Source organism: Lentzea xinjiangensis (assembly GCF_900110955.1).
Classification (GTDB): Bacteria; Actinomycetota; Actinomycetes; order Mycobacteriales; family Pseudonocardiaceae; genus Lentzea; species Lentzea xinjiangensis.
Genome location: NZ_FOFR01000036.1, coordinates 26,504 through 46,498, shown reverse-complemented (window position 1 = coordinate 46,498; position 19,995 = coordinate 26,504). Strand labels below are relative to the sequence as shown.

13 protein-coding genes are annotated in these 19,995 nt (G+C 67.5%); 12 read left to right on the top strand and 1 reads right to left on the bottom strand.

The genetic code is table 11. The features are described from left to right. The 6 genes from BMW88_RS39650 to BMW88_RS39625 all read left to right on the top strand — a co-directional run. Window positions 1-240 (top strand): transposase (locus BMW88_RS39650; protein WP_342715344.1); only part of this gene is annotated, 240 nt, incomplete at its 5' end. A gap of 498 nt (window positions 241-738) precedes the next feature. Further along, window positions 739-5,313 (top strand): type I polyketide synthase, encoded by a 4,575-nt coding sequence (locus BMW88_RS39645; RefSeq protein WP_089962032.1) that lies wholly within the window; start codon window positions 739-741, stop codon window positions 5,311-5,313. A gap of 5 nt (window positions 5,314-5,318) precedes the next feature. Further along, window positions 5,319-8,639, top strand: a complete 3,321-nt coding sequence (locus BMW88_RS39640) for a non-ribosomal peptide synthetase (RefSeq protein ID WP_177221662.1) — start codon at window positions 5,319-5,321, stop codon at window positions 8,637-8,639. Between the two features lie 25 nt (window positions 8,640-8,664). Further along, complete coding sequence (locus tag BMW88_RS39635; RefSeq protein ID WP_089962029.1) at window positions 8,665-9,630, top strand: thioesterase domain-containing protein; 966 nt, start codon at window positions 8,665-8,667, stop codon at window positions 9,628-9,630. Beyond that, entirely contained in the window at window positions 9,627-11,591 is a 1,965-nt protein-coding gene (locus tag BMW88_RS39630; RefSeq protein ID WP_281249521.1) for an oxidoreductase, read from the top strand. The genes BMW88_RS39635 and BMW88_RS39630 overlap by 4 nt, the downstream gene beginning before the upstream one ends. A gap of 92 nt (window positions 11,592-11,683) precedes the next feature. Then, a complete protein-coding gene (locus BMW88_RS39625) occupies window positions 11,684-12,907 on the top strand; it encodes a cytochrome P450 (RefSeq protein WP_089962027.1) in 1,224 nt (407 codons plus the stop codon). A gap of 518 nt (window positions 12,908-13,425) precedes the next feature. On the opposite strand, the gene BMW88_RS41510 is transcribed toward BMW88_RS39625, so the two are convergent. Beyond that, the gene (locus BMW88_RS41510) at window positions 13,426-13,809 is read right to left on the bottom strand and encodes a hypothetical protein (protein WP_143116495.1); all 384 of its coding nucleotides are present in this window, start codon (window positions 13,807-13,809) and stop codon (window positions 13,426-13,428) included. Window positions 13,810-13,978: 169 nt separating this feature from the next. Between BMW88_RS41510 and BMW88_RS43885 the strand changes: the two genes are divergently transcribed. The 6 genes from BMW88_RS43885 to BMW88_RS39590 all read left to right on the top strand — a co-directional run bounded on the left by BMW88_RS43885 (window position 13,979) and on the right by BMW88_RS39590 (window position 19,802). Next, on the top strand, window positions 13,979-14,191 hold the full coding sequence (locus tag BMW88_RS43885) for a hypothetical protein (protein ID WP_245778378.1): 213 nt from the start codon (window positions 13,979-13,981) through the stop codon (window positions 14,189-14,191). Continuing rightward, the gene (locus BMW88_RS43880) at window positions 14,146-14,472 is read left to right on the top strand and encodes an integrase core domain-containing protein (protein ID WP_245778376.1); all 327 of its coding nucleotides are present in this window, start codon (window positions 14,146-14,148) and stop codon (window positions 14,470-14,472) included. Before BMW88_RS43885 ends, BMW88_RS43880 begins: the two co-directional genes overlap by 46 nt. Window positions 14,473-15,614: 1,142 nt before the next feature. After that, window positions 15,615-17,249, top strand: a complete 1,635-nt coding sequence (locus tag BMW88_RS39605) for an AMP-binding protein (RefSeq protein WP_089962041.1) — start codon at window positions 15,615-15,617, stop codon at window positions 17,247-17,249. Between the two features lie 56 nt (window positions 17,250-17,305). Continuing rightward, window positions 17,306-17,590 carry an acyl carrier protein gene (locus BMW88_RS39600; RefSeq protein WP_177221661.1) on the top strand — a complete coding sequence of 95 codons (285 nt, stop codon included), beginning with the start codon at window positions 17,306-17,308 and terminating at the stop codon, window positions 17,588-17,590. Then, a complete protein-coding gene (locus tag BMW88_RS39595) occupies window positions 17,587-18,816 on the top strand; it encodes a cytochrome P450 (protein WP_089962021.1) in 1,230 nt (409 codons plus the stop codon). Before BMW88_RS39600 ends, BMW88_RS39595 begins: the two co-directional genes overlap by 4 nt. 14 nt (window positions 18,817-18,830) lie before the next feature. Continuing rightward, window positions 18,831-19,802, top strand: a complete 972-nt coding sequence (locus tag BMW88_RS39590; RefSeq protein WP_143116494.1) for a beta-ketoacyl-[acyl-carrier-protein] synthase family protein — start codon at window positions 18,831-18,833, stop codon at window positions 19,800-19,802. Window positions 19,803-19,995 lie beyond the last annotated feature (193 nt).

Genomic DNA, 19,995 nt, shown 5'->3' with positions numbered 1-19,995 from the left:
TACCAGGGCAACCCCGAGGTGATCATGCCCTACCGCAAACCCCGCAAGGACCAACCGCCGCTGCCGCAATGGAAACAAGACCTCAACACCGTCCACAAGAGCATCCGCGCACGAGTCGAGCACGCCTTGGCACACATGAAGTCCTGGAACATCCTGCGCAACTGCCGCCGCAAACGCGACGGCGTCTGGCACGCCACCCGAGGCATCGCCCAGATGCGCAACCTGGCCATGACCGGCTGAACGACCACCGGCCGCAGGCGACACCGCTGTCACCCCCTTGCCCCGCCAAAACTCTTGATCATTACGGGACAACCTTTAGGTCGGTAGCGGCTCCCTTCTGGCATCAGGTGAACATCGATCGGCAAGCCCAATCATCGCGGTGCTCAAACGACGAGATCGCGCGAAAGCTCTTCGTGACCCGGCGCGATCGAATTCCACCTCACAACCATCTGGTGAACTCTGCGTCCGTCAGCGCACGTCGCCGGCCTCCGTCCCGTCTGAAGACGACTGCTTACCCGGAGATCGCCTCTTTTGTCAGATGACTGTGTGCAGGGTCTGGTCGAGGACGCGGTTTCGGCGGAACTGCCAGTCGCGCTCACGGTCGGTCGGAACGATGTCGTGAATCGCACTGCCGCGTTCCGGTCCTCGGGACGGTTCGTTGACTGGACCGTGATCCACTTCCAGTGTGGATCACGTGGGGAAGTGTCTGCGACTCATCGAGAGCTAAGGAAGCAAGCGATGTCGTTCGACTTGAAATTTTCCGCCACTGCGGTCGAAGAGTGGCTCAAGGAACGTCTTTCGGAGCTCACAGGCACTCCTGCTCGCTTTGTCGACGTGGACGAACGGTTCAATCGATACCAGCTCGATTCGGTGCGCTTGGTCCGCCTTTTGGCGGAACTCGAGGCCGAACTAGGCAGGCAACTTCGACCCACGATGATGTGGGAAAACCCCACCATCAGATCACTTGCCCAGGCGGTGAGCGGCGCGGTGCAGCCTGAGGAGCCGCGCCCGGCTCCGGCTCCGACCACGCGCGGCATCAGCACCGACGACCCCATCGCCGTTGTCGGCATGTCCTGCCGGTTCCCAGGGGCCGGTGACCTCGACGCCTACTGGTCGCTGCTGTCGAACGGGGTGGACGCCATCACCAGCGCGCCGCCGCGGCGTTGGCACGCCGACACAGCTCAGGTCGAGACCTCTGCGGTGGACGGCCGTGCCGACGGCTGGCGTGGTGGTTTTCTGGACCAGGTCGATGGTTTCGATCCGCAGTTCTTCGGCATCTCGCCGCGTGAGGCGGCCGAGATGGACCCGCAGCAGCGGCTGGCGATGGAACTGTCGTGGGAGGCCCTCGACGACGCGGGTATCGCGCCCCACAGCCTCCGGGACACCCGGACCGCCGTTTTCTTCGGAGCCATGTGGCACGACTACGCCCAGTTGGCCGCGGGTGACATCGCTGGGATCACTCAGCACACCGCGACGGGTCAGGACCTCAGCATCATCCCCGCCAGGGTCTCCTACTTCCTCGGGCTGCGGGGACCCGCCATCACCCTGAACACCGCTTGTTCGTCCGCGTTGGTCGCCATCCACCAGGCACGGCAGAGCCTCCTGCTCGGCGAGTCGTCTCTCGCACTGGTCGGCGGGGTCAACCTGATCCTCGCGCTGGACAGCATGGTGGCGATGGAGCGGTTCGGCGCGATGGCGCCGGATGGGCGGTGCAAGGCGTTCGACAGCAGGGCGAACGGGTACGTGCGGGGTGAGGGCGGTGGCGTGGTGGTGCTCAAACCGTTGTCCCGCGCACTGGCCGACGGCAATCCCGTCTACTGCGTCATCCGGGGCAGTGCGATCAACAACGACGGCTTCAGCAACGGCATGACCGCACCCAGTCCGGCCGCGCAGGTGGATGTCTTGCGCGACGCCTACGCCAACGCCGGGATCGACCCCGCGCACGTCGACTACGTCGAGGCGCACGGCACCGGGACGATGCTCGGCGACCCGATCGAGGCGGGAGCGCTGGGTACGGTGCTCGGGGCAGGGCGCCCGGCCGACCGTCCACTGGTGCTCGGCTCGGCGAAGACCAACATCGGTCACCTCGAAGCGGCCGCGGGAATGGCGGGCTTCATCAAAACCGTCCTGTCACTGTGCAACCGTTCCATCCCGGCGAGCTTGCACTTCGAGACCCCGAACCCGCACATCGACTTCGACAGCCTGCGGTTGCGGGTCGCTTCGGAACGCACGCCGTGGCCACGGCGGAACCGTCCCGGGCTCGCCGGGGTGAGCGCCTTCGGTTTCGGCGGTACCAACTGCCACGTCGTCCTTCAAGAAACAGGCACGGGCGGGTCGCACCTGGTGCCGCTCTCGGCCAGTGACGAGGACGGGCTTCGCGCTGCGGCGACAGAGCTGCTCGCGGCGTGCGGGCGATCCGGTGCGACGATGCCGGCGCTGCGCTCCGATGCCGTGGCCCGGGGAGTCGGGGAGAGGCGGCGGCTGGCGATCACCGCGGAGGACCACGCCGATCTGGCGAGGCGGCTCACTGCGCACCTCGACGGCCATCCCCTGCCCGGCACGGTCGCCGGCCTGGTGGAAGCGGATCGCGGCAAGCCGGTGTTCCTGTTCGCCGGTCAGGGATCGCAGTGGCTCGGCATGGGTAGGGACCTGCTGTCCGAGCCGGCCTTCCTGGCCTCGTTGCAGCGCTGCGACCGCGCGATGCGCTCCTATCTCGACGTGTCGGTTCTGGACGTGTTGCTCGCAGACGATCCTGCCTGGCTGGAGGATCTGAGGCTGGTTCAGCCGGCGATCTTCGCCGTGCAGGTCGCCCTCGCCGCTCTGTGGCGCTCCTGGGGAGTGCATCCCGGTGCCGTCGTGGGGCAGAGCCTGGGTGAAATCGCGGCAGCCCACGTGGCGGGGTGCCTGAGCCTGGAGGACGCGGTGCGGATCGTCTGCATCCGCAGCACGATCGTGCACGGCGCCGCGTCCGGCTCGGGCACGATGGCCGTGATCGAGCTGCCGGCCGAGCAGGTCCGCCGGTTGATCGCGACCCGCGCGGACGAGATATCGATCGCCGTCAGCAGCGGTCCCGCCGCAACGGTGATCTCCGGAGCGGCTGACGCGATGCAGGACCTCTCGTCCGAACTCGGGCGGTCGGGGATCACCCTGCGGCCGATCCAGGTGGACTACGCGTCGCACTCACCACAGATGGATCCTCTGCTGCCCGAGCTGCGATCGGCGCTGAGCGGCGTGCGTCCACATCTCGGTGTCATCCCCTTCTACTCCACGGTCGCCGGCCGGCTGCTGGCCGGCAACGAACTGGACGCCGACTACTGGTGTGACAACCTGCGCGAGCCGGTCCTCTTCGCGGAGGTGGTGCGGCTGCTCGTCGCCGAGGGGCACCGCGAATTCATCGACGTGAACCCGCATCCGCTCCTTGTGCACAACGTGACGCAGTGCCTGGCGGAGGCCGGTCGTGAAGGTCACGTGCTGCCGTCCGCCCGGCGCGCTGAGCCGAGCCGCCCGGTGCTGCTCGACTCCCTGGGCCACCTCTACTGCCAGGGGCAGGACGTGAATTGGTCACGTGTGCACTCTCGGGCCGGTCGAGAGCCCGGGGAACACCGGCACGCACTGGATGGACAGGGGCAGGAGCCAGTGGTCCTGCCCCTGTCCGCGCACACTCCGGTCGCACTCACCAAGGGAGCCGCCGAACTCGCCGAGGTCGTGCGGACCGCGGCGGACCTCGGGGACATCGGCTACACGGCGGCCCGTCGCTCTTCGCACGCGCGACGACTGGCCGTCGTGGGTGCTTCGCGGACCGAACTGGCCGATGCACTCGAAAGAGCCGCAGAACGGCCATTGGCGCCGACGTGGAAAAAACCGTCCGTCGTGTTCGTCTTCCCCGGGCACGGCGCCGCGTGGTCGGGGATGGGCCTGGAGCTCGCCGCGACGGAGCCGGTGTTCAGGGACGCACTCGAAGACTGCGATGCGGCCATCCGACGGATCAGCGGGTTCTCCGTCCTCGAGTTCTTGCGGCGGGAGAGCGGAAAAGCGGACATCGCGCTGATCGAGGAGGTACAGCCCGCCCTGTTCGCGATGGAGGTCGCGCTGACAGCCCTGTGGAGGTCCTGGGGCGTCGAACCGGACGCGGTCGTGGGTCAGAGCATGGGTGAGATCGCGGCGGCACATGCTGCCGGCGCACTGTCCCTCGATGACGCCGCACTGGTGATCTGCCGCCGGAGCGCGCTCCTCGCGTCGATCCGCGGGCAGGGCGCGATGGCGCTGGTCGAGCTCGGCCTCCAGGAGGCGCGGGAGCTCGTCAGCCGATGGGACGGCCGGATCGAGATCGCAGCGAGCAACAGTCCGTCCTCGACGCTGCTGGCAGGCAATCCCGAGGCGGTCGAAGAGGTGCTGAGCGAGCTCGAGCGCACGAAGGTGTTCGCACGGCGCATGGTCGTCGACGTGGCCGGGCACAGCAGCCAGGTGGAGCCGCTGCTCGGCGAACTCCGCGCCGGACTGCGCGGAGTCTGGCCCTCCGCGACCTCGGTGCCGTTCTGCTCCAGCGTTACCGGCACGATGCGCGCGGGCGAGGAGCTGGGGACGTCGTACTGGTTGCGGAACCTGCGTGAACCGGTGATGTTCGGGCCGGCCGTCGCTCTGCTCGCCGAGCAAGGACACCAGGTGTTCCTGGAGATCAGCCCGCACGCCGTGCTCGGCCCGGCGATCGACGCGACATTGCACTCGGTCGGTGTGACGGCCACCACGATCGCCAGGGCGCACAAGAAGCGGGGTGAGCGGACGGGCCTGCTGGAGGCCGTTGCGGCGCTGTACACGTCGGGGTGCGAGATCGACTGGGATCGTGTGCAGCCCGTCGGTGGCCGTACGGTCCCGCTGCCCACCTACCCCTGGCAGCGTGAGCGGTACTGGCTCGACCGTGCCCCCGCCGTTCGACGGGAGATCACGAGCGCAGTCGATGACCGCTCGTACCCCGAGCCGGAAGAAGTCGTCCACCAGGAGGCTGCGGGTAGCGCCGACGACGGTGCGGCCTTCGAGGACCGGCTGGCCAACCGGGTGGCGTGGGTGCTGCGCCTGCGGCAGGACGAGATCCAGCGGGACGTCCAGCTCAGCAAGCTGGGCATGACTTCCTTGATGGCGATGGAACTTCGCAACCTGGTGCTGCGTGATCTGACCGTGGCGCTCCCGGTCTCACGAGTGTTGCGGGCGGACGGAATCTCCGCGCTCGCGGCTGAGGCACAGGCGTTGGTGGACACCGGCCAGACGGCGCCCGGCGCCGCGACGGTCGTGGGAGCGATGGACTTGATGGAGCTGTGAACGCGATGACCTCACTGGTGGAACTCCTGAGGCGGGGCGTGCAGCTGACGCCGGCCGGAGACCGGCTACGACTGCGGGCGGTTCCGGGAATCCTCGACCCCGCCGAGCGGGATGCGGTGAAAGAGCACAAGTCCGAGCTCCTGGACCTGCTCGGCGGGCGCTCGGCCTGTCGACTGACCGGTGTGCAGGATCGCATCTGGTTCCTCAACAGGCTCGACCCGACGGGAGTGGCGTACACGTTCACCGTCACCTACCGGATCGAGGGTCCGGTCGACGCGTCGGCGCTCGCCACCGCACTGGAGACCGTCTGGCACCGCCACCCCGGTCTGCGGGCGACCTTCGAGGAGATCGGGGGAGTGCCGGTCCAGTTCATCGAGCCGGAGTCGAAACCCGTGCTGAGGAGTGCCGATCTCCTCGGCGCCACTCGCGAGGGGGTCGACCGGGAACTGCGGGCCGCCCTGATCGCGCCGTTCGACCTCGCTCGTGGCCCGTTGATGCGTTCGATGCTCGTGCGAACCGGGGCACGGGAACACGTGTGGGGGCTGACCCTGCACCACCTGATCGCCGACGGGTGGACCACCGGGCTCGTCGTGCGGGAGATCGCTGAGATCCTCAGTGGCGAGAGCGATCCGGCCGCGGTCGTGGGCTTGGACTACACCGACTACGCCGAGTGGGAACGCACACACGCCGACAGTCCCGCCTCCGCCAGGAACCTGGACCACTGGGTGGGTGCGTTGTCGGGGAACACCCCGCTGGAACTGCCGCTGGACCACCCGCGCCCGCCCCAGCGCGGCCACGTCGGCGCGCGGGTCGACTTCGTCCTGCGACCAGAGCTGACCGCCGGGCTGACGGAGTTCGGCAAAGAGGAAGCGGCAACCCGGTTCGTCACGCTGCTCGCCGTCTACCTCGTGCTGCTGTGGCACTACACCGAGCGCGAGGACATCTCGATCGGCACGCCGTACGCCAACCGGCTGGACTCGGAATTCGAGCGGACCGCCGGATGCTTCGTCAGCACCCTGGTGTTGCGTGTCGGCCTGTCACCCGAGCTGAGTTTCCGCGAGCTGGTGCGCAGAACCGCCGCCGTGTGCGCTGATGCCTGGGACCACCAGAACTACTCATACGAGAAGCTGGTGAGCGAGGTGGCTGGAAGCCGGGACCTCAGCCGCAGCCCGCTGTTCCAGGCGTTCTTCGCCTTCCAGGACGCGTTCCACCCGCTGAGGCTGCCCGATGCCACGGCCGAGCTGCGCCCGTTCGACACCGGCAGCGTCCAGTTCGACCTCGAACTGCACTTCCACCCCGACGTCGACGAACGGGGACTACTGGGGAGCTTCTACTACGACACGGCACTGTTCGAGCAATCGACGATCGAGGCCATGGCTCGTCGTTGGCAGCATCTTGCCGCGTCGCTGATCAGCTCCCCAGACCTTCCGATCGGCGATGTCTCCCTGATGTCCGAGCTGGAGCGCCGAAACCTCCGGAGGCGCAACAGCACCGCGTCGGACCACACACGGGACACGACGGTCGACCGGCTCGTGGCGGGATGGGCCGAGTCCGACCCCGAGCGCATCGCCGTCATCTGCAACGGCTGCGAGTTCAGCTACGCGGAGCTCGACCACGCGGTATCGGCATTGGCCCGTCGAATCGATGCCGCGGGAGGCCGTGACCGGCGAGTCGGGATCTTCTTGGAACGCGGCCCCGAAATGGTGGTGGCGGTGCTGGCGGCGGTGCGCGCGGGCGCGGTCTTCGTTCCGCTGGCCACCGACCTGCCCGACGAGCGGATGGCCTGGATCGTCGAGGACACCGGGATGTCCTTGGCGATCACGCGATCGGACGTCGCCGCCTGCCTGCCCGAACATGTCCAACCGCTGCTGGTCGACGGGTCACCGGGCGCGACGCCTGACAGGCCACTTGAGCCGCCCGCCTCCAGCAGTCCCGCCTACGTGCTGCACACGTCCGGGTCGACAGGCCGGCCCAAGGGTGTCGAGGTGAGGCACGACAACCTGCTGAACCTGCTGCACGCGTTGGCGGTGAAACCGGGAATCCGGCAGGACGACGTGTTCCTCGCGGTGACCAGCTTGTCGTTCGACATCTCGCTGCTGGAGCTCCTGCTCCCGCTGGTCGCCGGTGCGACGGTCGTCGTCGCCACTCTGGAAGAGGCGACGGATCCGGCTCGCCTGGCCGACCTGCTGGACACCAGTGGTGCCACGATCATGCAGGCGACCCCTTCCACGTGGCGGATGCTGTTCGACTCCGGCTGGGAGGGGCTCTCCCGGCTCACCGCGCTGTGCGGCGGGGAGGCCATGAGCCGCGACCTCGCCGACCAGCTTCTGGGCGGGTGCAAGGAGGTGTGGAACCTTTACGGGCCAACCGAGACGACGATCTGGTCCGCCCGCTGGAAGGTCGACGCGACTGATCCGGTCCGCATCGGCGAGCCGATCGAGAACACTCGGTTCTACGTCGTCAACGGACGCGGCCTGCTCGTGCCACCCGGAGTGCCGGGCGAGCTGTGCATCGCGGGTGAGGGCGTCGCGAACAGCTACCTGAACCGGCCGGAGGAGACCGAGCAGCGATTCGCGGACCTGGCAGAGGTGACCGATGCGCCTGAGCGCGTCTACCGCACCGGTGACCTGGTCCGCGAGCTGGCAGACGGCACCTTGACCTTCTTGGGCAGGACCGACCAGCAACTCAAGGTGCGCGGTCACCGCGTCGAGGCAGCCGAGGTCGAACACGCGCTGCGCCGGCACCCCGCAGTCGTCGACGCCGCAGTCATCCTTGCAGCGGACGGCGTGCTCGTAGCCCACGTAGCCGCGCATGACGGCGACACCGTGTCCGCGGGTCAGCTACGTGACCTGCTCGCTCCCGTTCTTCCCGCTTACATGGTGCCGCAGCGCTTCGTCATGCACACGATGCTCCCGATGACTCCTAACGGCAAGATCGACCGCAAGGCGCTTTCTTTGCTCGTCCCCGAGTCGACTCCGGCCGACACCCCGTACGAACCGCCGGTCGGCGAGACCGAGACGTTCGTCGCGAAGATCTACGGCGACCTCCTCGGCCGGACCGGGGTCGGCAGGCACGACAGCTTCTTCGACCTGGGCGGGCACTCCTTGCTGGCCACCAGGGCGCTGTTCCAGGTCGAGGAGCGCTTCGGTGTGCGGGTGGAGCTGCAGAACCTCTTCGCCAACCCCACGGTGACGGCACTCGCCGCGCGGATCGACGACGACCTGACTCGCAGCGTGCAGGACGACCTCGCCATCAGCGCGGCACTTGACCAGCTCGAGTCGATGTCCGACGAGGAAGTCGCCCGCCTGCTCGACGGCCTCAACTGACGAACCAGCGAACCAGGAGACAGTGATGAACACGACCGACCGGCTCCACCAGCTGTCCGACACCAAGCGGCTGGCGCTGATGCGGCTGCTGGAGAACAAGAACATCGGGAACGACCGGCTGCTCAACCTGGAGGGGTCGAACGTCAAGGTGCTGCGGGAGGGCGGCCCGATCCTGTTCATCTACCCGGCCACGGACGGCAGCGTGAGTTACATGAACAACTACCTGCCCCACATCCCCGAGGCCTGGGGCGTGTACGCGTTGCAGACTCCCGGCATGGAAGGTGAGCAGGCGCCTTACCGCACGGTCGCGGAGCTGGCCGCGCACGGCATTCGCCAGATGCGCCGCGTCCAGCCGGAGGGCCCTTACTACGTCGCGGGGAACTGCATGGGCGGATTGCCGGCGTACGAGACGGCCCGCCAGCTCCACGAGCAGGGAGAACGGACTGGCCTCGTCCTGCACCTGATGCCGAACTTCAACCGCCCCTGGAAGGAGTTGCCGGTCGACGACGCCTCGTTGCAGCAGCGGGCGATCATGGACTACGTCTACATCATCGAACGCCTGCTGGCGGTGCGGATCGACCTGCCGTGGGACGAGTTGAACGACCTCGACGAAGACGCACAGGTCGAGTTCGTCGTGCGTTACGTCGACGAGCACGACCTGTTGTCCGGGATGGACCTCGATGTCTTTCGCAACCGGATGGCCATTTACAAGGCGAACCTTTCGGCGATGCTCACCTACGACCCCCCGAGCGGTTTTGACGGCAGCATCACGATCCTCGCCGTCGGCGAGGCCAGCCGGCAGGAGACCGCGATCCACGCGATGTCGCCTTACGCCGCACCTCTGCGGGCGATCCACCGCGACCAGATCAACACCATCTTCGTGGACGCCGACGGCGGCGCGCTGTTCGACGGGGCCGAGCCGGACATCGGCAAGATCGGCCGCGAGCTGCGCGAAATCGTCTCCGCGGCGGGCGAAGGCATCCGGGCGTGACCACCGGGGAGCAGGACCGATATCCACACCTGTTCTCTCTGCTGAAGGTGGGCAACGCACGGTTGAAGAACCGGATCGTGTTCCCGGCGGTCATGAACAACTACGCGCGTCAGGGGCTGGTGACTGATCGCACGGTCACCTTCTACGCCGAGCGCGCGGCCGGTGGTTCGGCGATGGTGGTCTCCGAGGGGCTGTTCGTCCACCCGAGCTCAGTGCCCCCGCAGACGGGTCTCGCGGCGTACGAACCCGCCAACCTCACGGGGTTCGGGCGCATCGCAGCCGCGGTCGAAGAGCACGACTGCCGGATGGTCGGTCAGCTCCTGCACTCGGGCAGACAGCAGGTGCGAGGTCCTGTGGCGAACAGTTCGATCGGGGTGTCGCCCCTGCCGGACCCTTACAGCTGGACGGTTCCGCACGTGATGTCCACGTCGGAGGTCCGGATGATCGCTGAGGCGTTCGTGGCTTCTGCCGCTGTCCTGCAGCGTGCGGGATTCTCCGGCGTCGAGGTGCACGCGGCGCACGGTCACCTGATCACGCAGTTCCTGTCGCCGTGGTCGAACACCAGACAGGACGAGTACGGCGGCGACCTGGACGGGCGGACCAGGTTCCTGCGCGAGATCCTGGCCGGCATCCGGTCGGTGTGCGGGACGGACTTCCTGCTGGGCTTGAAAATGCCGGGTGACGAGTTGGTCGAGGGAGGCATCACCGCGGAGGAGTCGGCCCGCATCGCGAATCGGGTCAGCCAGGAGACACCGCCGGACTACCTCGCGTTCGGCCAGGGCAACTCCTCGCTCAGCTTCGGCGACCACGTGCCCGACATGCACTACCCGCCTGGCCCGTATCTCGGGATCCAGCGGGATCTCAGGGCAGCGGTGAGCCTCCCGGTCCTGGCGTTCGGCCGCGTCACCTCTGCCGCCGAAGCCGAGGCCGTGGTCCGGGACGGGATCGGCGACCTGGTTGGCCTGGGACGCCTGCTGGTGGCCGATCCCGGGTTCCCGGCCAAGGTGCGCGCGGGCCGCGAGCGGGAGGTGCGGCCGTGCATCTACTGCAACGTCTGCTGGGCGGAGGTCACCAGTGGGCGCACGATCGCTTGTGTGGTCAACCCTGACCTCGGCACCGATGGTGAAGCCGCCCGCCGGGTCCGCAAGTCGACGAGGAAACGCGAGGTCACCGTGGTCGGCGCCGGTGTGGCAGGTCTTCGGGCCGCCGCGGCGGCGTCCGAACAGGGGCACCGGGTGACCTTGCTGGCCGGACCACACCTCGGCGGTAAGGCGAGGATGGAGTCGCTGTTGCCGGGACGGGCTGACATCGCCGCCATCCTGAACCACCAGCGGTGGTTGGTGGAGCGCAACGGCGTGCGCGTCGAGCAAAGTGCGCACGTGACGGAGGAGATGGTCCTCGCGACTGGTCCCGACGTCGTCGTCCTCGCCACCGGAGCGCACATGATGCGACCGCCCACCCTTGGCGCCCACAGCGAGGAGGGCGTCAGCGTGCGGGACTACCTGGTCCGCGATGACGTCGGAACTGACGACGGCACAGCGGTGCTGTTCGATTTCGACCACTCGGCCGGGACTTACGCGGTCGCCGACCTCTTGGCGCGGCGTTACCGCGACGTGGTGCTCATGACGCCCCGGACGTCCCTGGGCGACGCGGTGCCGTACGTGAGCCGCCTGGGCGTCTACCGGCGACTGCACGAGGCGGGCGTGCGCATCGAGTTGTCGGCCGAACCGTTGTTGTACAAGGACCATGTGCTGCGCTGTGCGAACGTCTTCACCGGGCAGCTCACCGAGATCGATGATGTGGCCCTGTTCACCTGGTCGACTCCCCGCCAGCCGCTCGACGAGCTGTCGCGTCCGTTGTCGGCGAGCGGAGTACCCGTCCACGTCATCGGGGACGCGTATGCGCCGGGGACCATGCTCACGTCGATCCGGGAGGCCGAGATGCTCGGCAGGCGACTGTGAGGGCACCTCAACGGTTGTTCCTCTGAGCTTCCGGTTCACTTAGTCAAATTCGTGGAGATGAAATGCTGAACAGCAGCACGGGCCGTTGCCCTGTGCAGGGGCGATTCGATCCGCTGGCTCCCGACTACATCGCGGACCCGTACCCGGCGCTCGCCACCCTGCGCGAGGAAAGCCCGGTCTTCTACGAGCCGCAACTCGACATGTGGCCGGTCACCAGGCACGAGGACGTCAAGCGAATCCTCACGGATCACGAGAGCTTCTCCGGTGCGATCACCCAGGTCCCCTTCTACCCGCTCGCGGAGGAAGCGAAGGAGATCCTCGACGCCGGGTTCCACGCCACCCCGACCGTCTCGAACTGCGACCCGCCCAAGCACACCAGGGTCCGCGCCTTCAACGTCAAGGCGTTCTCCGCCCGGAGGGTCGCAGGACTCGAACCGGTCATCCGCGCCTACACCACCGAACTGCTCGACAGCATCGCCTCGCGATCACGGTTCGACCTGGTGCACGAGTTGACGGCACCACTGCCCGCCAAGATCGTATTCAGCTTGATCGGCTTCCCCGAGCCGGACTGGGAAGCGCTCAAAGCGCTGGCTCTCAACCGCATGGCCTTCACCTGGGGACGGTCCACAACGGACGAGCAGGTCCGGATCGCGGGAAGAATGGTCGAATACTGGCAGTACTGCACGGACTTCGTTGCTGCGCGCAAGGAAGATCTGCAGGACGACTTCACCAGTGACCTGCTCCGTTCGCACCTCGCGGATCCCACCGCGTTGTCGGTCGAGGAGATCGTCAACGTCATCCACGCGGTGAGCTTCGCCGGCCACGAGACCACGACCAACGCGTCGTCGAGCACGGTGCAGCGGCTCCTCACGCACCGAGAACAGTGGGAGGCGATCTGCGCCGACCCCTCGCTGATCCCGAACGCGATCGAGGAGGGTCTGCGCTTCGACCCGAGTCTGCACACCTGGCGCAAGATCACCACCAGGCAGGTCAACATCGGCGGGGTCGACGTCCCGGCGGGCGCCAAGCTCCTCCTCCTCATCGGTTCCGCGAATCACGACCCGGTGCGGTTTCCCGACCCGGACCAGTTCGACGTCCACCGGTCCAACTCCCAGCAGCACCTCACTTTCGGCAGGGGAATCCACGCCTGCTTCGGTGCTCCGCTGGCTCGGCTGGAAATGCGGGTCATGCTGGAGGAGCTGACGGCACGCCTGCCACATCTGCGGCTCGCGGACGACGAAGTCTTGCGATATCACGAGAACGCGTGCTTCCGCGGCCCCGTGCGGCTGTGGGTGGACAACCCGGCCCCGGTCTGAGTCAGCACGGCGCACGCGATCAACCTGACCGTTCTGGCCAGAAGGCTGGCCGGAGCCGAGCGAGCGGGAGCTACGACGGTCACGACCACGGTCGTGCAGGAGGCGGTCCCGCACGGGGGCGTCGCCCGCGCATTGCAGAAGCAGGGCTTTGGGCAGTCACATCGAATGTCCGGGAGACGAACGCAGCTGCGGTCCTGGCGGGTGCACCAGCGCGCTGTCGCGGTGAACGAGGTTTGCGACGAGGCGGAGCGAATCGACCTCGGCGATGTCGAGACACACTGGACCTTCCGCCGTGACCGCGAACCGGGCGTTGTCCCGCGACCAGGTCTATGTGCTCGGCTGCTGGAACCAGCCCGATCGAGGAGAATTGCAGTGAGGTACTCGGAGCGTCAGGTCGCGTTGTCGGCCGATCCTCTTCGTGTGGCCGCCACGCTCGCGGCGACGTCGACCGAGGACCACGTTGTGCGTGCCGGGAAATACGTCCATGCAGGTCAGCAGGCGTCGGTTGGTAGCAGTCATCATCCGGCACGATCGCGGCCGTGCTGGTCCGGTTCACCTGTCGGGCCGTCTCCCACGCCTGTGCCGCGCTGTGGCTCTCGCGCATGACTGATCGTGAGAAGGACGTCGAGATTCTCGCTCTGCGCCATCAACTCGCAGTCCTGCGCCGGCAACTCGGAGATCAGCGTGCACGGTTGCAGCCTGAGGACAGGGCGTTGCTCGCAGCCTTGCTCATGCCCCTCGCCCGTGCGACGTTGCGTCGGTTCCGGCTGCTGGTCAGCCCGGATACGGTGTTGAGGTGGCACCGCGACTTGATGAAGCGCCGCCATGTCGAGCGGATGGCGCGGGAGAACGCCAGCTGGGGTTACCGCCGTATCCACGGTGAACTGCTCAAGCTCGGCCACCGCGCCGCTGCGTCAACTGTCCGCCGCGTATTGAAACGACTGCGGTACGCCGTCGCCGACCCGGGACACCGACACGTCGTGGCTGCGGTTCCTGCGTGCGCAAGCGGCGAGCATGCTGGCGTGCGCTTTCTTCCACGTAGATTGCACTGTCACCTTGAAACGCGTGTAGGTGTTCTTCGTGATGGAGGTCGGCACTCGCTACGTCCACATCCTCGGCACCACCGCCAACCCTGACGGGCGCTGGACCACACAGCACGCTCGTAACCTCCTTATGAGGCTGGATGACCGGGGCAGCGACTTCGATTCCTGGTTCGTGACAGAGTCGGCCAGTTCACGATGTCGTTCGCTGTCGTTCTCGCTGACGCCGGGATCGACGTCGTGAAGATCCCGCCGCGGTGTCTGCGGGCGAACTGCTACGCGGAGCGGTTTGTCGGCACCGTCAGACGCGAGCTCGCAGACCGGCTGCTCATCATCAATGAGCGTCACCTCCGGTCAGTGCTGAGCCGCTACCTGTCCCACTACAACCACCGACGATCACATCAAGCGCGGCACCACACCCCGCCGCAACCTGACCACCCCATTGCAGAGCCCGGCTGCAGATCCGTACGTTGCAGGCACGTATGCGGCGGCTTGATCAACGAGTACGAACCTGCGGCGGCCTGATACGAAGGTCAGACCCACCGGACCGCGTTTTGGCACCCCACAGGTTGACCTGGGCGATCTGACTGCTGGTGAGCGTCCACATCTTCCAGGTGATCGCCGCGGGTGTCCGGGTCTCGGTGACCGAACTGCGGACTTCCGCAGTTCGGTCGACTGAGCTGTTCAGCTTCGTTTGCGTCCTGGTCGGAGGGTGATCGCACCTCCGAGCAACCGGCAACCCGCGGGTGCGACCGACATGTGGATCCGCAGCGGCGTTGCGGTTATCCGCAGTCACACCATGGCGCTCTGTTCCTAGGCTCACCTGAGGGATGAGCCGAGTGGAACAGGACTGACGAGATGATCGAGGAGTTGGCAAGCAGGCCTCGTCATGGCCTCCTGTCGCGCCGACCGCCTCCTGTTCGGAGACGACCGGCGTCTGCTGGTCCGGTGCGCGGCTTTGCCCTGGGCCTCTCGGGTCGAAGTGGGCACGGTCGTGCGCGGGCATGGCTCACCGTTTCGTCACGTGGAACGGTGGCGGTTGAACTCACCACTCCCGGCGTCGTGCTAGTCGCTTGTGGACAGTGCGGATGCGTCAAATGTTTGCGGCCATGGTGTGGACGTCACTTGTCGGTGTCGTGTGCCGATCGGCGACAGGTTGTCGTCAGTGTTCCGGCAGGAGGAATGCTCGGTTGTGCGACGGCTTCACCGCTGCACTGGCGGCGATGATTGTTGCGCGGACAGGTCAAGGCTAGTTTCAAGGCAGGGGAGTACTGCCGCCAGAAGCGCTGGAAACGTTACGAGAAGCGGATTCTGCGGATCTGCCCGCGCTCCGGCCAGAAGACCGCAACCAGTTCCTGCGCTCGTGCTGTCACGACTGCAATTCCAGGTCGAGAAGATCCAGGCCGTCAATGGGGCGGAGTTCCAGACCCAGTTCCACGGGCACGTCCTGGACCAGGGAATCGGGTACATCCACATCCGCCCTGCCACGCGGGCTCAACGGGAAGGTCGAGGAGAGGGAGGACTACTACAACTACCACCGATCTCACGCCGGTCTCGGTGGACAAACTCCCCAGGAGAGGCTGCTGCAGAAGACCCAGGTTCAGCCTGTCACCAGCCAGCGTCAGTTGCACAGCCAGCCCACTACACCGCGACAACAGGGACAACGCATGGCGATCGACATTTCCGGCACGCTCGTGGACGCAATCACCTGCGCACCGGGCGACCGCGGTCGGATGATCTTCCCGGAGTCCACGGCCGTCCTGACCCGTGCCGAACTCGGCCCCCGCGCCAACGGCGTCGCCGCCGCACTGCTCGCCGCCGGCGCCGAACCCGGTGAGGTGGTCGGCGTGCTGCTGCCCGCTACTCCCTCCTTCCCGCCGGCTCTGCTCGGCGTGCTCACGATCGGCGCCGCCGCCAGCGTGCTACCGCTGCCCGCCGTCGCCCACGACGTCGACAGCGTCGCCGACGACATCGCCGCGTTCATCCGCACCGTCGGCATCCGGCACCTCGTGACCGGTGATCTCTTCGCCGCCGCGCTCGACCCGCTACTGCGCCGTTGCCCTGGACTGCGCATCGTCAACGCCGACCGGTGCGCGCCGACCACCCGCGTCCCGACCACGCACACCCCCGGCCCGGATGATCGCGCCGTCGTGCAGTTCACCTCCGGTACCACCGCCCGGCCGCAGGGCGTCGTGCTGTCCCACCGCGCCGTCCTCAACGGCGTCCTCGCCCCGGTCGCGCGCTGCGAACTCACCCCCGCCGACGTCGGCTACCAGTGGCTGCCGCTGTTCCACGACTTCGGCATGATCGGTCTGCTGATCTCGCTGTGCGCCGGGTTCGACACCCATCTCGTCTCACCGGCGACGTTCATCCGGCGCCCGGTGGACGCGCTGCGCTACCTCGGTGAGAACGGCGTCACGATCTGCACAGGACCGAACTTCGCCTACGACCGGCTGGCCGAGGCTGCCCGCACCGCCAACCCCGATGGACTCGACCTCGGACGCTGGCGCCTGGCGCTCAACGGCGGTGAGCCGGTCTCCCCGGCCACAGTCCACGCCGTCACCGAGGTCCTGGGCCGCCACGGACTGCCGGCCAGCGCGATGACCCCGGCTTACGGCATGGCCGAGTACTGCGCCGGCATCACCATCGATCTGCCGGGTCTGGCACCTCGTACCGTCACGCTCGACCGGGCTGCGGCCACTGACGGCCGGGTCGTCCCCGTCACCGAGGAATCCGGCTGGACGATCGTGTCGCAGGGCCCCCCGCTGCCCGGCACCGAAGTCAGGGTCGTCGACGCCGTAGGCACCGTCCTGCCCGAGGCCGGCGTCGGCGAACTCCAGGTGCGCGGCCCCAGCCTCATGGACACCTACCTCACCGATGATCCCGCGGCCGTCTCCAGCGCCCTGGACGACGGCTGGCTGCGCACCGGCGACCGGGGCTTCCTGCTGCGCGGGGAGGTGCACGTCGCGGGCAGGCACAAGAACATGATCATCGTGCGAGGCCGCAACGTCCACGCCGAGGAGGTCGAACACGTCGCCCGGCACGTGCCGGGCGTCTACCAGCGCCACTGCGTCGCGGTGGCCGATCAGGAGAGAGAGCGAGTGATCGTGGTCGTGGAAACCGTCGAAACCGACCGGGCGGCGGTGGCCGAGGGCGTGCGGCGGGCCGTCAGCGAACGCCTCGGCATCACCGATGCCGACGTGCGCACCGTCGACCGCCGCTGGCTGCCCCGCACCACCAGCGGCAAGTGGAAGCGCGACGAGCTCCGCCGTCGGCTGTTCGGAGACGAGACCGCGGCATGACCGCACAGGCGCACGACACCGAGCCCGCACCACCAAATCGGAGGGGAGACCGCGGCATGACCGAACTGGTACACGACAACGAGCCCTCAGCACTGACTGTGGTGATCCAGCAGCTCGCCAGGGTGCTGGAAATCCCCGCCGACCAGCTGGCGCCGGATGACCGGCTCGCCTACCTGCCGAATGTCGACTCGCTGCGACTGATGGACGCGATCACCGCCGTGGAGAGCATGAGCCGCGTCAAGCTCAGCGAGGACGACCTGGTGACTGCACGGACGGTCGCGCAGCTCGCGGCACTGGTCGAGTCCGCCAGGACCACGGATGCGAAGAGGGACCGGTCATGAGCCTGCCTGCCCTGGTCTTTCTGCCTGACGACGACACCAACACCGCCTACTACGCGCGACTGCGTGAATCCGCGTCCGTGCAGCAGGTGCAGCTACCCAACGGGTTCCCGATCTGGCTCGTGACCAGGTATGACGATGTGCGGGCCTGCCTGCGTGACGAGCGGCTCGCTGTCGACCCCCGGCTGCTGAGCTCCCCTGAGCACAAGTTCGGCGGACGGCGCGTTCCCGAGGACATCCTCACCTCCACGGGGCGGCACATGCTCAACACCGATGGAGACGAGCATCGCAGACTGCGGTCGTTGGTCAACGCCGAACTTTCCAGCGGTGCCGTGGGGCGCTGGCGCGCGACCGTCGACCGCATCGTGCACGAGCAGCTCGACCACCTCGACCGCCAGGGTGCCGCCGCAGGTGGCGGCCCGGTCAACCTGATGACCGCCTTCGCCAACCAGGTCCCTGTTGCAGTGATCAGCACCGTGCTCGGCCTGCGCCCGGCGGACACTCCAATGGCTGCCGCGCTGCTGCGTGAGCTGCTGTCCAGCAAGCCCACCGACAGTCCCGAGATGATCGGCTGGTATCACGAGCTGGTCGATCTCGTCCTTGCAACGATCGAACATCGCAGGCGCGACCCCGGCGAGGACTTAATTTCCATGCTGCTTGCCCGGTCGGAGTCCGTCGGCGTTCGCGACCTGCTCAGTACGGTCGTGGCGCTGTTCGTGGGAGGACCACCCACCACTGCGACCGCCATCGCCCACGGCGCCGCCACGCTCAGCACCCGGCCGGACCTGCGTGCTGACGTCCTGGGCAGCGAGGCATCCACCGCGCGGATCGTGGAGGAGCTGCTGCGTCACCACCCGCCGTTCCAGTTCGTCAGCTGGCGGTTCGCCACCGCCGACATTCACATCGGCGACGTCGTCATCCCGAAGGACGCGACCGTGCTGCTGTCGCTCGCCGCCGCCAACCGAGACCCTCGTGCCTACGACGATCCCGACGAGGTCCGTCCTCACCGCGATGGTGCGCCCACCCACCTGGCGTTCGGCAGCGGCGTGCACCGCTGCATCGGCGCGCCGCTGGCTCGCATGGAGATCACCGTCGCGGTCCGCTCGTTGTTCCTCCGCTTCCCGCGACTGCGGCTCGCCGTCGACCCGCGCGAGCTGTGCTGGAGTGACATGGTGTTCGACCGCAGGCTGGAGTCGATGCCCGTCAACCTAGACGGCGCGCCCGCATGAGGGTCTCCGGACGAGTGCGGATCTCTGCGGCCACGACATGGCTGCCTGCAGGACGGGACCGCGCCGCTGATGCGGTCACGGCGGGTGCGCTCAGCGACATCGACGCCCGGTCGGCTCCCTGCCACGAGGTCGCGGTCGCCGACGGGCAGCAGGCGTGGCAACTCGGCCTGACCGCCTGTCGAGACGTGCTCTCCACCACCGGGATCACGCCGGAGGAGGTCGATTTCCTCGCTTACGCGGGCATGTCCGCGGCTGACGAGGAACCCGCGTCCCCGGCACACCGGCTTGCCGCCGCGCTGGGAACCACTCACGCCGTCGCTGTCGGTGTGAGTCAGATGTCGAGCGGCGGCGACGCGGCGCTGCACGCCGCCATCACCACCCTGCTCACCGAACCCGACACCCACCATGCTCTCGCGTGCACCGGCACCAACACCCGCGACCTGCCTTACGACCGCTGGCGCACCGCGCCCGAGGTCGTGCTGGGCGACGGGGGCACCGCCGCGCTCCTGCATCGCGACCGGGGACCGCTGGCCGTGCTGGCCATCGCCCGGGCCGGCAACCCCCGACTGGAGAGCGCCTTCCCCCGTTTCCACCCCTTCCGGCCGCTCCCACCCGCACTCGACAACAGCGTCTCCTTGCTCGAGTTCCGGACGACCGCCGAGGAAATCCGTGCCACCGTCGCCACGGCGGTGCAGCAGGCGCTGTCCGACGCGGATCTGCATGACGCCGATCGCATTCAGGTCGTCTGCGCCCCGCGACTGCGCCTGCAAACGATCGGGTACACCGTGCTTCCCGTGCTCCCCGAAGCCGCGCGTGACCGCCTTGTGTTGTTCGGAGACACCACGGGTCACCTCGGTGCAGGTGACACAATCGCCAACCTCGACGACCTCCTTCGCCTCGACAGGCTGACCATCGGTGGTTGCGCGCTGCTAATTGGCCTCGGCGCGGGGTTCACCGCGACCGCGCTCGTTGTCGAGCGTTGCTGATTCTCAGCCCGGAAAGAGACGGAAATGGACGCACATCCAGATGAAGCTACCCTGTGGTTCCAGTCGGCGGTTCATCATCGATATGACGGCGATGTCGACGTCGGGCCTGTCGTATGTGCGGACATCTCTGTCTTGATACTCGGAAGCTGTTGCACGCCAACGGTTCTGTTGGACACCCAGCTAAGGCCGGTAA